We start from the raw sequence: 11992 nt of genomic DNA, 5'->3' as shown, positions 1-11992 counted from the left end.
TCAGGACACCCTCGGGAAGCGGGCCTGGAGGGTCCAGATCGCCGGGTTGTCGGCCAGGTCCTCGTGCAGGTCGACCAGATCGGCGATCAGGTCGTGCAGGAAGTCCCGCGCCTCCCGGCGCAGTTCGGTGTGCGAGAAACTGAGCGGCGGCTCCTCGGCCGGCATCCAGTCCGCCTCGATGTCCACCCAGCCGAAGCGGCGCTCGAAGAGCATGCGGTCGGTGGACTCGGTGAAGTCGAGCTCCGCGTGCTGGGGCCGGGCGGCCCGCGAGCCCGCCGGGTCCCGGTCCAGCCGCTCCACGATGTCGCACAGCGCCCACGCGAAGTCGAGCACCGGCACCCATCCCCAGGCTGTGGACAGTTCCCGGTCCGCCTTGGTGTCGGCGAGATAGACGTCCCCGCAGAACAGGTCGTGGCGCAGCGCGCGGACGTCCACGCGCCGGTAGTCGGCCTGGGGCGGGTCCGGGAAGCGGTTGGAGAGGGCGTAGCCGATGTCGAGCACATGCCGATGGTGTCACGGGCGTCCTACGATCGCGTGCGTGCCCCGATCCTTGCCCGTCCTCCCGTCCACCCAGCTCACCGCCCCGCTCACCGCCCTGCTCGCCGTGCTGCTCTGCCTCGCGCCGGCCGGATGCGACAGCGGGGTCCACGGCACCCCCGGTGGCGCGGGCCTGCGCGACCCCTACTTCCCGAAGGCGGGCAACGGCGGCTACGACGTCGGCCACTACGGCCTCACCCTCGCCTACGACCCGGGCACCCGCCGGCTGACCGGCACCGCCGTGATCACCGCCCGCGCCACCCGGGCGCTGTCCGCCTTCGACCTCGACCTGAAGGGGCTGCGGGTCGACGAGGTCACCGTCGAGGGCAGACAGGCCCGCTGGAACCGGGCCGGCCAGGAGCTGACGATCCGCCCGCACGACGACCTGGAGAAGGGCGAGACCTTCGCCACCACCGTGCGCTACTCGGGCCGTCCGGAGAAGATCACCGACCCCGACGGCTCCGAGGAGGGCTGGCTGCGCACCGCCGACGGCGCGCTGGCCCTCGGCGAGCCGGTCGGCTCCATGGCCTGGTTCCCCGGCAACGACCACCCCTCCGACAAGGCGTCGTACGACATCACGGTCACCGTCCCGAAGGGCCTCCAGGCCGTCTCCAACGGCGAGTTGAAGAGCGAGACGACCAGGGACGACCGTACGACCTTCGTCTGGCACAGCGCCGAGCCGATGGCGAGCTACCTGGCCACGGTCGCCGTCGGCCACTACACGATCACCCGGTCCACCCTCTCCGACGGCCTGCCGGTGTACACCGCCGTCGACCCGACGCAGGCCGCCGCCGGCCGGCGGGTCCTCGCGAAGCTCCCCGAGATCATGGACTGGGAGCGGTACAACTTCGGCCCCTACCCCTTCTCCTCCACCGGCGTGATCGTCGACCGCCCGGAGGACGCCGGATACGCGCTGGAGACCCAGACCCGGCCCGTCTTCCCCGGCGCCCCGGACACCGCGACCCTCGTCCACGAACTCGCCCACCAGTGGTACGGCGACTCCGTCACCCCGAGGACCTGGCGGGACATGTGGCTCAACGAGGGCTTCGCGACCTACGCCGAGTGGCTCTGGGACGAGGACCACGGCGGCCGCACCGCCCAGCAGACCTTCGACAAGCTCTACGCCACCCCCACCGACGACTCCACCCTCTGGGGCTTCGCCCCGGCGAAACCGCCGAGCGCCGCGTACATCTCGGAGCGGCCGGTCTACGACCGCGGCGCCATGGTCCTCCAGAAGATCCGCCAGACCGTCGGCGACGACCGCTTCTACGACATCGTCCAGGGCTGGGCCGCCACCCACCGCCACGCCAACGCGGACACCGCCGAGTTCACCGCGTACGTGGAGAAGACGGCACCCGGGAAGGACTTCTCCGCCATCTGGAAGGACTGGCTGTACGGCGACGGCAAACCCGCCCGACCCTAGCCGCCTATCCCAGCGTCTTTCGCAGTACGGCGCACGGCCGGCCGCGCTCCCGGTCGGGGCGGTGGCCGATCACCTCGTAGCCCAGGGCGGTCCAGAAGGCGAGGCCCTTCGGGTTGTCCTCCAGCACGGCGAGCCGTACCGCGTCCCGGCCCGCCGCCCGGAACCGCTCCTCGACACCCTCGGCGATCCGCCGCCCGTACCCCCGCCCCTGCGCCCCCGCGTCCACCATCAGCAGCCCGATCCACGGGTCCGGGTCGGCCGGATCGGGGTGCCGGGCCAGCGTGACGACCAACCCGACCAGCCGCCCCTCGGCCCGCGCGAGCAGCACCTCCGCGTCCGCGTTCGCCAACTCGTCGGCCAGCGCGGCGGCCACCTGCTCCGGCCGGATGTCGTCCGGGTCCGGGAAGTCGCCGCTGAGGGCGTGGAACTCGCGGTTGGAGGCGTACAGGGCGGTGAGCTCGGTGAGCACCGGGCCCGGGATGTCGTGCTCGGCGCCGAGCGGGACCGGGGCGAGGATCATGCCCGCAACCTATCCATTCCGAGGACCCAGATGTCCGGGATGTCGTCACCGTTGACGTCCGGGGTGCCCCGGCTGAAGGTGACGGGCGTGGTCGTCAGGCGTACGGCGGTCAGCGGGTCGCCGTCCTGTTCCGGGCGACCGGCTCCACCACCTGGAAGACCGTGACCATTCGGGAGCCGCTCGGCGCAGGACTTCGTGGACGTCCACTGACCCCGGACCCCGGACAGGCCTGGGTCAGGTGCCGATGCCGTGGGCGAGGAGGCTCTCGGCGGTCTCCGCGATGGTGTCCTCGATGGGGCGCGCCCGCCACCCGAGAAGCCGCTCCGCCTTGGCGCTCGTGGCGTCGAGATCCCGGCCGAGCTGGTGCCTGAGCAGGCGCAGTTCCGGGTTCACGGTGCCCAGTGCGCGGGCGAGCCACACGGGGAGTTCACGGGTCGGGGCGTTCGCGGCGCGCGCACCGAGGCGGTCGCGGAGGATGTGCGCGATCTCGACGACCCGCAGGCTGTGCCCGGCGACGGCGAGGAAGCGCTCGCCGGCGGCCGCCGGGTCGGTCATCGCGCGCAGGTGCAGATCCGCGACATCGCGGACGTCGACGAAGCCCATCCCGAAGGGAGGGCAGGCGGGGACCCGTCCTTCGAGCATTCTGCGGACGAGTCGCAGGGACGGCGGGTCGTCCGGGCCGAGCAGGGGGCCGAGGACGCCCACGGGATGAACCGCCGCCAGTTCCATACCGCCGCCCTCGTCCTCGACGAACCGCCAGGCGGCGCGCTCGGCGAGGGTCTTGGACCGCTGGTAGGGCGGGATGTCGCTGTCGACGTCGGTCCAGTCCTCCTCGGTGAACGGGGTCGAGCGCGGGGGGTGCCCGATCCCGACGGCACCGAAGGCACTCGTCAGGACGGTCCGGCGCACCTTCGCGTCGCGGGCGGCGCGCAGCACCCGCAGCACGCCCTCCCGCGCCGGGACCACCAGCTCGTCGTCGTTCGCCGGAGTACGGCGCAGGGTCGGCGAGGCGACATGCAGGACGAACTCGCAGCCGTCGACGGCCTCGTCCCAGCCGTCGGGGTGTTCGAGGTCGGCGCGTACGACGGTGAGCCGGTCGTCGTCGAACGGCGTGGCGGCGTGCAGCCAGGCGCGCAGGTCCGGCTCGCGCCCCAGGTCGCGGACCGTGGTGCGTACGGTGTGCCCGGCTTCGAGCAGGGCCAGCACGCACCAGCTCCCGATGAATCCGGTGCCCCCGGTGACCAGGACTCGTGTCATCTGTCTCTCCTCAGCTCGCGACTCGTGCGTCAGGTCGGTGGGGTTCATGCGAGGGCCATTCCGGGGATGCGCCTGCGGATGGCCTCCAGCTCGGCCTCGTCCGAGACGCCCTGCCAGTCGTGCCGGGGCGTGTACGGCGCCTCCAGCGCGCGTACCTCGTCGTCGGTGAGTTCGACGTCGAGGGAGGCCACGGCCTCGTCGATCTGGCGGGTCGAACCGGCGCCGACCAGCGGTGCGGTGACCACTGGCTGGCGTCGCAGCCAGGCGAGTGCGATCTGTGCGCGGCTGACGCCGTGGGCGTCGGCCACCTGCCCGACCGCGTCGATGATCGCGCGGTTGGACGCCTCCTCCTCGGGCGAGTAGAGCGTGTCCGCGTACGCCCCGTCCGTCTCGGAGCGCACCGTCGAGCGGGCGTCGTCCCAGGCGCGGGCGAGACGGCCCCGGGCCAGCGGCGACCAGATGATCGTGCCGACCCCCTCATCCAGGCAGAGCGGGATCATCTCGCGCTCCTCCTCACGGGCGAGGAGGTTGTAGTGGTCCTGCATCGACACGAACCGCGCCCAGCCGTGCTGCTTCTGCAGGTGCAGGGCCTTCGCGAACTCCCACGCGTGCATGGACGAGGCCCCGAGGTAGCGGACCTTGCCGGCCCGCACGAGGTCGCTGAGTGCCTCCAGCGTCTCCTCCCAAGGGGTGGCGTGGTCGTTGCGGTGGATCTGGTAGAGGTCGATGTAGTCGGTTCCCAGGCGGCGCAGCGAGTGCTCGACCTCGGTCATGATCGCCTTGCGCGACAGCCCCCGTCCGTTCGGTCCCGTCCGCATCGGGTGGCGCAGCTTCGTGGCGATCACCACGGCGTCGCGGTCGGCGAAGTCCCTGAGCGCCCGGCCGAGGATCTCCTCGCTGGAACCGTTGGAGTACAGGTTCGCGGTGTCGAAGAAGTTGATCCCCGCCTCCAGCGCGTGCCGGACGAGCGGCCGTGCCTCCTCCTCGCCCTTCGACCAGACGGGGTGCCCGCGGTCGGGCTCGCCGTAGGTCATCGCCCCGACCGCGATCGGTGACACGTCCAGGCCCGTCGTGCCCAGCTTGATGTACTGCATGGTGCCCCTCTAAAATAAGTGGAGAGCTCTCCGGATACCGTAGTGGAGAGTTCTCCACTTAGCAAGGTGAGGTTTCGTGGTCCGCTCAGACGCTCTTGAGAACCGGGCGCGCATCCTCGCGGCCGCCCGCGAGGCGTTCACCGAGAACAGCGCCGCCTCCATGAACCAGGTCGCCCAGCGCGCCGGAGTCGGCGCGGGCACCCTGTACCGCAACTTCCCCACCCGCGAGGCGCTCGTCCTGGCCGTCTACCAGGACGAGGTCACCCGCATCACCGCCGCCGTGCCCGACCTGCTGGCCCAGCTGCCACCCCTCGAAGCACTCCGCCGCTGGACGACCGACCTCGTCGAGGCCATGCGCAAGAAACACGGCCTCGGCGACGCCCTCAGCGTCGGCGCCCACCAGGCCATCACTGAGCAGAGCTACGGCCCCGTCATCGCCGCCATCACCGAACTCCTCGACGCCGGCAAGGCCGACGGCACCATCCGTGACGACGCCGACCCCGGCGACTTCCTCCAGCTCACCGGCGCCTTGTGGCGCGCCGCGTCCAGCCCCGTGGACCGCGCACCCCACATGCTCGCGCTCATCCTCGACGGACTGCGCACCCACCCGTAGCGCCTGTCCGGCCTACGGCGACACGTCGATCTCGGCCCACACCGACTTGCGCGGCGACAACCCCGGCGCCACGCCCCACTTGTCGGCGAGCGCCTCCACGAGGACCAGGCCCCGCCCCGACTCCGCCTCCGGCGCCGGGAGTTGGGCGTGCGGCAGACGGTCACCACGCGTGTCCGTGACCTCGATCCGCAGCGTGTGCCCCACGACGCAGAGCGTGAGGCCGAAGTCGCGCCCCGGCACCCGGCCGTGCGTCGCCGCGTTCGCCGCCAGCTCCGCCACGATCTGCCTCGCCGGGTCCAACGGCAGTCCCCAGGCGCGCAGTTGTTCGGCAGCCAGCAGCCGGGCCAGGCGGGCGCCCCGCGGCGTGGACGAGAACCGCAGGCTCATGTTGCGGACGGGGGTGGAGATTTCGTCGTTCACATCACTCAGCGTGGCCGCGCGTGCGTACCGTGAACAGTGACGGAGGCCTTACGTACGGTGACTGTCCGGCGCTTGTCCAGTGCTGTCTTGGCTGTCGGGAAAGAGGTGTACGGGATGAGCGTGGACGGCGAGGTGGCCGAACCGGGCTGGGAGGTCGACCCGGACGACGACTGGGGCGTCGCGGTCATCGCCACGGTCGGCCGCCAACTGAAGCTGCGCCGAGAAGCGGTGGGGATGCGCGCCGCCGAGTTCGGGGTGGCGGTCGGCTACGGGGAGGACATGGTCTACAAGGTGGAGGGCGGGAAGCGGATTCCCCGACAGGAGTATCTGAACAGGGCGGACGAGATTCTCGGTGCGGGTGGGCTGATCTCGGCGACCTGGGAGGACGTGAAGAGGGTCCGGTATCCGAAGAAGGTGCGGGAGCTGGCCAAGTTGGAGGGGCAGGCCGTTGAGATCGGGGTGTATGAGTGCAACATCATCGCCGGGTTGCTTCAGACGCCTGAGCACGCGCGAACCGTGATCTCGGCGGCGCAACCGCCCTACTCACCGGACGACGTGGAGCGCATGGTGACGGCTCGTCTGGCTCGGCAGTCGGTTTTCGAGCGTGACCCTGCTCCGTCCATCCACTTTGTGCTGGAAGAGGCGCCGCTGCGGCGTCCTATCGGAGGCACAATGGTGTGGCGACGGCAGCTTGAACATCTGCTGGAGGTGGGGCGACTGCACAACGTCACACTTCAGGTCATGCCGTTGAACTCCGAGATCCACTCCGGTCTGGACGGACGGATCGAGGTGCTGAAGTTCCCGGACGGTACTGCGGTTGGGCGCTCCGACGGTGCCTTCAACGGCCGAGCGACATCCGACCCGAAACAGCTCCGCATCCTTGAGCTGCGGTATGGCACCATCCGGGCGCAGGCTCTCTCACCACGGGAGTCGCTGGCCCTGATCAAGCAACTGCTGGGAGAGACATGATCCGCAAAGCCCCTCCCGGGGACGCTTCCGAACTCGCGTGGTTCAAGAGCAGCTACAGCGGTGGCAATGACGGTGAGTCCTGCGTCGAAGTGGCCCTGACCTGGTTCAAGAGCAGCTACAGCGACGGCCCCGACGGCGACTCCTGCCTCGAAATAGCCCCCACCCCCACCACCATCCACATCCGCGACTCAAAGTTCACGCCCGCCACCCCCGGCCCCCGACTCGCCCTCGCCCCCTCCGCCTGGGCGGCCTTCCTGCCCTACGTGTCGGCGGGCTGAGCGGACGGCGGGAGCCCCCGGCGTTGCACCGGAGGCTCCCGCACAGCGCAACGTCGGTCAGACGTTGACGCCGAAGTCCTGGGCGATGCCGACGAGGCCGGAGGCGTAGCCCTGGCCGACCGCGCGGAACTTCCACTCCGCGCCGTTGCGGTACAGCTCGCCGAAGACCATCGCCGTCTCCGTCGCCGCGTCCTCGGAGAGGTCGTAGCGGGCGATCTCGGCGCCGCCGGCCTGGTTGACGATGCGGATGTAGGCGTTGCGGACCTGGCCGAAGTTCTGCGAGCGGGTCTCCGCGTCGTAGATGGAGACCGGGAAGACGATCTTGTCGATGTCGGCGGGGAGGCCCGCGAGGTTGACGTTGATGGCCTCGTCGTCGCCCGCGCCCTCGCCGGTGCGGTTGTCGCCCGTGTGGACGATGGTCTGGTCCGGGGTCTGCTTGTTGTTGAAGAAGACGAAGTGGGCGTCGGAGTAGACCTTGCCCTGCGTGTTGACCGCGATCGCGGAGGCGTCCAGGTCGAAGTCCGTGCCGGTGGTGGTGCGGACGTCCCAGCCGAGGCCCACGGTGACGGCGGTCAGGCCCGGAGCCTCCTTGGTGAGCGAGACGTTGCCACCCTTGGACAGGCTTACAGCCATGGTCGGGAGTCCTTTCCCCTTGTTTGTGTACGGCCGTGCGGCGTACGGGCTCGAAGCTACAGCTACCCGTATGAACGCCACGAGGGGTACCGAAGGTTCCAGCTCGCTTTACTTTCTTTACCAAACGGGTGATGAACGATATTCGCGTGACGTGTGCCGGTCAGCCGCGCGACCATGGAGCCATGTCCGGTCCCTATGTCATCCGCGGCTCCGTCTCGCTCCCCGAGGCCGAGCTCAACTGGCGTTTCTCGCGGTCGTCGGGGCCCGGCGGACAGCACGTCAACACCAGTGACTCGCAGGTGGAGCTGCGCTTCGACCTGGCCGCCACCGAGGCGCTGCCCCCGGTGTGGAAGGAGCGGGCGCTGGCACGGCTGGCCGGGCGGCTCGTCGACGGCGTGGTCGTCGTACGGTCGTCCGAGCACCGGTCGCAGTGGCGCAACCGCGAGACCGCCGCCGTACGCCTCGCCGCGCTCCTCGCGGAGGCCACCGCGCCCCCGCCCAAGCCCCGCACGCCGACCCGTATCCCGCGCGGGATCAACGAACGCCGGCTGCGGGAGAAGAAGCAGCGCTCGGAGACCAAGCGGGGGCGGACCGGCCGCGACTGGTAGGAGCAGCCGCCCCCGTCACATCCGGGTCACCTCATCCGTCAGTCCAGGGAAGGCCGCCGAGCGGCGGACGGACTACGGCCACGGGTGGTACCGCCATGAGCACCGACACCGGCAACGGCACCGACGACAACTTCCTCGCCGAGCGTTTCGAGGCGCACCGCCCCCGGCTGCGTGCCGTCGCGCACCGCATGCTCGGGTCGGTCGCCGAGGCCGACGACGCGGTGCAGGAGGCCTGGTTCCGGTTGAGCCGGGCCGACAGTGGGCGGGTGGAGAACCTGGGCGGCTGGCTCACCACCGTCGTGGGCCGGGTCTGCCTGGACATGCTGCGGTCCCGGAAGTCGCGCGCGGAGGAGTCCCTGGAGGCAGGCGGCGGCCCGGTGGAACTCCCCGGCCCCGCCGACCCCGAACAGGACGCCCTGCTCGCCGACACGGTCGGGGTCGCCCTCCTGGTCGTCCTGGACACCCTCACCCCCGCCGAGCGGCTCGCGTTCGTGCTGCACGACCTGTTCGCGGTGCCCTTCGAGGAGGTCGCGGGGATTCTCGGTCGCAACCCCGCCGCCGCCCGCCAGCTGGCCAGCCGGGCCCGGCGCCGGGTGCGCGGCCCGCACAGCGCCCCGGACGCCGATCTGGTCCGGCAGCGCGAGCTCGTCGACGCCTTTCTGGCGGCCGCGCGGGCCGGCGACTTCGACGGGCTGCTGCGGGTGCTCGACCCCGACGTGGTGGCCCGCACCGAGGTCGGGGTGACCACGGGCGCCGCCGCGGTCGCCGCCGGCGCGACCCGGTTCGCGCGTCTCGTCGGCCCTGGCGTGCCGGCGCTGATCAACGGGGTGCCGGGGATCGTCGTCCTGGCCGACGGCCGTCCGGAGCGGACCCTGGCCTTCACGGTCGTTCGCGACCGCATTGCCGTGATGGACATCGTGACCGACCCGGCGCGAGTCGCCGAACTCGACATCGACCTCGACGTCGACTTCGACCCGGATCTCGGTTAGGGAATATGCCGTTCGGAAAAAGGCGGCTGTTCCCTCCGGAGCGGCCGTTCAGTAGCCGCTCGCGGAATTTACTAAACCGACCGCGCGGTCTTCTCGGCTCAGCCCAACTGCCGGTAGCGCCCCCGGAAATACATCAGCGGACCGCCTTCCGTGCTCGGGAGTTCGGCGGTGAGGACGCGTCCGATGACGAGGGTGTGGTCGCCGGCCGTGACCCGTTGTTCGGTACGGCACTCCAGGGTCGCGAGGGCGCCGCCGACCAGCGGGGCGCCGGTGACCTCGCCGCGGACGTACGGGATGTCCTCGAAGAGCAGGCGGTCGCTGATGCGGCCCTTCATCGAGAAGCGGCCGGCGATGTGCCGCTGGCTCTCGGTGAGCACGGAGACCGCCCACAGCGGCTGTTCGTCCAGGAGATCGTCCATACGGGCCCCCGTCCGCAGGCTGACCAGCACCAACGGCGGGTCGAGCGACACCGAGAGGAACGCGGTGGCCGTCATGCCGACGTCCTCGCCGGTCGGCGCCAGCGGGTCGTCCGGGTCGAGCGGCGGCTCCTGCGCGGTCACCAGGACCACGCCCGCGGCCAGCCGGGACATGGCGGCCTTGAACGCATCGTTGCTCACCCCCACAGCATGCCCGGTGGGTTCGGCGGTGGCGGGGGAGGGAGTCTTCAGCACGCCCGAAACGCTAATCTCGTACCCGGCGCGACCGCATCGGCCATCGGCCCGAGCCGGGTCCTAGGACCAAGGGCGGGTGAAGGGTCCTAACGTGCATCATGTGTGCACGCGGCCAAAGGCTGCGTTCAGTAAACACACAGGGAAAACGCAGAAACTCCACTCAATTGTTCACGTTCTCCTGTGACTTGAGTCACAAGGGCCATTAATTGTTGACCCTGTGTACCGAGTGGGCAGCGCGCTGTGATTCAGTGGCGGGGAAAAGTAGCGCCGAAGCAGACCCTTGATTCACTGCGAGGTCTCGGGGGGAGGGCGAGCATGGAGACCGAGTCGGAGCCCTACGTCCGTCTTGCGTCCCTGCGACAGCTGCACCAGGTCATGGCCGACATGAACACGGCCCGCAGCCTGGCGGACACACTGCAGACCGTCGCCGACGGCGTCATCACCGCCCTCAACTACGAGATGGCCTGCATCAACCTCGTACGCCCCGCCGAGGGCGACCTCGTGGTCGCCGCCTTCGCCGGGAACTCCGCCGCCGAGGCCCTGATCACCGGCCGGGTGGGCTCCCGCGAGTCCTGGGAGCGGCGGCTGAACATGGGCGAGCGGTGGGGCGACCTCGTCTTCATACCGCACACCGAGGGCTGGGTCCTCGACGACGACGACGTCCCGCAGTGGTACACGGACGGCCCGGCGCCGCGCTTCGAGGACGAGTGGCACCCCTCCGACCGGCTCTTCGCCCCGATGTACACGCCGGGTATATCCGGCAGCTCCTGCGGCGAACTGCTCGGCGTGATCTCCGTCGACCGCCCGCGCAACGGCCGGCACCCCGGTGCCTGGGGCCGCGAGGCCCTGCAGATGTACGCCTTCCAGGCCGCGATCGCGATCAGCAACGCGCGTCTACGTGCGAATATGCAGCGGGCACTGGTCAGGCTGGAGCGCGAGCAGCAGGCCCTGCGCGCCAGCGAGGAGTCCTTCCGGCAGGCCTTCGAGTACGCCCCCTCCGGCATGGCGATAGCCGAGATGGGCGGCGACCAGCACGGACGAATACTGCGCACCAACGACGCCCTGTGCCGCCTGCTGGGCCGCCCCGCCTCCGCGATGCGCCGCTACTCCTTCTCCGACCTGGTCCACCCCGAGGACATCGGCACGCTGCTCCGCACCTCGGCGGAGGGCGGGCGCGCGGAACTCCGCCTCGGCCGCCGCGACGGCACCTACGTCTGGGTCTCGCTCCGCAACAGCGTGGTCGCGGACGCCGCCGACGGCCCCCGCTTCCTCCTCACCCACGTCGAGGACATAGAGGAACGCAAGCGCCGCGAGCTCCAGCTCGCCCACCGCGCCTCCCACGACTCCCTCACCGGCCTGCCGAACTCCGCCGAGCTCCGCTCCCGCCTCTCCTCCCGGCTCTGCCGACGTGCCGACGCCGGCGCCGTGGAGTCCCTGGACGCGGCCTACGGCCACCCCGCCTACGACGTCAACGGTCACGGCTTCGACTTCGCCGGCTCGGCGGGCGGCTCGTCGTCCTACGACGGCTACGACCACCATGTGCACACCGTCGCCCCCGAGGAGGGCCGCGACGACGGCGCCAAGGGGCTCGCGGTGCTCTTCTGCGACCTCGACGGCTTCAAGTCGATCAACGACCGGTTCGGGCACAACGCGGGCGACGCGGTCCTCATCGAGGTCGCACGCCGGCTGACCCGGGGGGTCCGGGACGGCGACACGGTCGCCCGGCTCGGCGGCGACGAGTTCGTCATCCTCGCCGACGGGCTCGGCAAGGCGGACGCCCAGGACCTCGCCGTACGCCTGCGCAACGAGATCATCCAGCCGATCCGCGCCGAGGGCCGGGCGGTCCGGGTGGGCGCCAGCTTCGGCATCGGGTGGGCGCACTGCGGCATGACGGCGGACGAAGTCCTCAAGTCCGCCGACGAGCGGATGTACGTAGAGAAACGATCTCGTCCCAAAGCGCACCGCCGCGCCGGATGACCC

General features: G+C 70.7%; 14 protein-coding genes. 7 read left to right on the top strand and 7 right to left on the bottom strand.

The window, feature by feature from the left end:
- Entirely contained in the window at positions 1-501 is a 501-nt protein-coding gene (locus ACFZDK_RS24485) for a hypothetical protein (protein ID WP_390975565.1), read from the bottom strand.
- Positions 502-538: 37 nt separating this feature from the next.
- Between ACFZDK_RS24485 and ACFZDK_RS24480 the strand changes: the two genes are divergently transcribed.
- A complete protein-coding gene (locus ACFZDK_RS24480; RefSeq protein WP_390975563.1) occupies positions 539-1960 on the top strand; it encodes a M1 family aminopeptidase in 1422 nt (473 codons plus the stop codon).
- Positions 1961-1964: 4 nt separating this feature from the next.
- Here the strand turns inward: ACFZDK_RS24480 and ACFZDK_RS24475 are convergent, their stop codons facing one another.
- The 3 genes from ACFZDK_RS24475 to ACFZDK_RS24465 form a co-directional block, all read right to left on the bottom strand.
- Positions 1965-2480: a GNAT family N-acetyltransferase gene (locus tag ACFZDK_RS24475; RefSeq protein ID WP_390975561.1), complete on the bottom strand. Its 516-nt coding sequence runs from the start codon at positions 2478-2480 to the stop codon at positions 1965-1967.
- Positions 2481-2714: 234 nt separating this feature from the next.
- Positions 2715-3737, bottom strand: coding sequence for an NAD-dependent epimerase/dehydratase family protein (locus tag ACFZDK_RS24470; RefSeq protein ID WP_390975560.1), 1023 nt, complete (start codon positions 3735-3737; stop codon positions 2715-2717).
- Between the two features lie 44 nt (positions 3738-3781).
- Positions 3782-4831 carry an aldo/keto reductase gene (locus tag ACFZDK_RS24465; protein WP_390975558.1) on the bottom strand — a complete coding sequence of 350 codons (1050 nt, stop codon included), beginning with the start codon at positions 4829-4831 and terminating at the stop codon, positions 3782-3784.
- A 76-nt stretch (positions 4832-4907) separates the two neighbouring features.
- Between ACFZDK_RS24465 and ACFZDK_RS24460 the strand changes: the two genes are divergently transcribed.
- The gene (locus ACFZDK_RS24460) at positions 4908-5444 is read left to right on the top strand and encodes a TetR family transcriptional regulator (RefSeq protein ID WP_390975556.1); all 537 of its coding nucleotides are present in this window, start codon (positions 4908-4910) and stop codon (positions 5442-5444) included.
- Positions 5445-5456: 12 nt separating this feature from the next.
- On the opposite strand, the gene ACFZDK_RS24455 is transcribed toward ACFZDK_RS24460, so the two are convergent.
- A complete protein-coding gene (locus tag ACFZDK_RS24455) occupies positions 5457-5831 on the bottom strand; it encodes an ATP-binding protein (protein ID WP_390975908.1) in 375 nt (124 codons plus the stop codon).
- Between the two features lie 147 nt (positions 5832-5978).
- Here ACFZDK_RS24455 and ACFZDK_RS24450 point away from each other — a divergent pair, with 147 nt between their 5' ends.
- Both ACFZDK_RS24450 and ACFZDK_RS24445 read left to right on the top strand, forming a co-directional pair.
- Entirely contained in the window at positions 5979-6833 is an 855-nt protein-coding gene (locus ACFZDK_RS24450) for a Scr1 family TA system antitoxin-like transcriptional regulator (RefSeq protein ID WP_390975554.1), read from the top strand.
- Positions 6830-7111 carry a DUF397 domain-containing protein gene (locus ACFZDK_RS24445; RefSeq protein WP_390975553.1) on the top strand — a complete coding sequence of 94 codons (282 nt, stop codon included), beginning with the start codon at positions 6830-6832 and terminating at the stop codon, positions 7109-7111. Before ACFZDK_RS24450 ends, ACFZDK_RS24445 begins: the two co-directional genes overlap by 4 nt.
- Positions 7112-7168: 57 nt before the next feature.
- Here ACFZDK_RS24445 and ACFZDK_RS24440 read toward each other — a convergent pair whose 3' ends face one another.
- The gene (locus tag ACFZDK_RS24440) at positions 7169-7744 is read right to left on the bottom strand and encodes a TerD family protein (protein WP_355709085.1); all 576 of its coding nucleotides are present in this window, start codon (positions 7742-7744) and stop codon (positions 7169-7171) included.
- Positions 7745-7926: 182 nt separating this feature from the next.
- On the opposite strand from ACFZDK_RS24440, the gene arfB reads away from it, so the two are divergent.
- Positions 7927-8352 (top strand): alternative ribosome rescue aminoacyl-tRNA hydrolase ArfB, encoded by a 426-nt coding sequence (arfB, locus tag ACFZDK_RS24435; RefSeq protein WP_355709083.1) that lies wholly within the window; start codon positions 7927-7929, stop codon positions 8350-8352.
- Positions 8353-8447: 95 nt separating this feature from the next.
- The gene (locus ACFZDK_RS24430; protein ID WP_390975551.1) at positions 8448-9341 is read left to right on the top strand and encodes a sigma-70 family RNA polymerase sigma factor; all 894 of its coding nucleotides are present in this window, start codon (positions 8448-8450) and stop codon (positions 9339-9341) included.
- 98 nt (positions 9342-9439) lie between these two features.
- On the opposite strand, the gene ACFZDK_RS24425 is transcribed toward ACFZDK_RS24430, so the two are convergent.
- Positions 9440-9958 (bottom strand): flavin reductase, encoded by a 519-nt coding sequence (locus ACFZDK_RS24425; protein ID WP_390975906.1) that lies wholly within the window; start codon positions 9956-9958, stop codon positions 9440-9442.
- A gap of 369 nt (positions 9959-10327) precedes the next feature.
- On the opposite strand from ACFZDK_RS24425, the gene cdgB reads away from it, so the two are divergent.
- Positions 10328-11989: a diguanylate cyclase CdgB gene (cdgB, locus tag ACFZDK_RS24420; RefSeq protein WP_390975549.1), complete on the top strand. Its 1662-nt coding sequence runs from the start codon at positions 10328-10330 to the stop codon at positions 11987-11989.
- The last annotated feature ends 3 nt before the right edge of the window (positions 11990-11992 follow it).

This window comes from Streptomyces sp. NPDC007901, from assembly GCF_042959465.1.
Lineage (GTDB): Bacteria > Actinomycetota > Actinomycetes > Streptomycetales > Streptomycetaceae > Streptomyces.
Note: the sequence above shows the minus strand (reverse complement) of the source record. Positions and strands in the feature narration are given on the sequence as shown.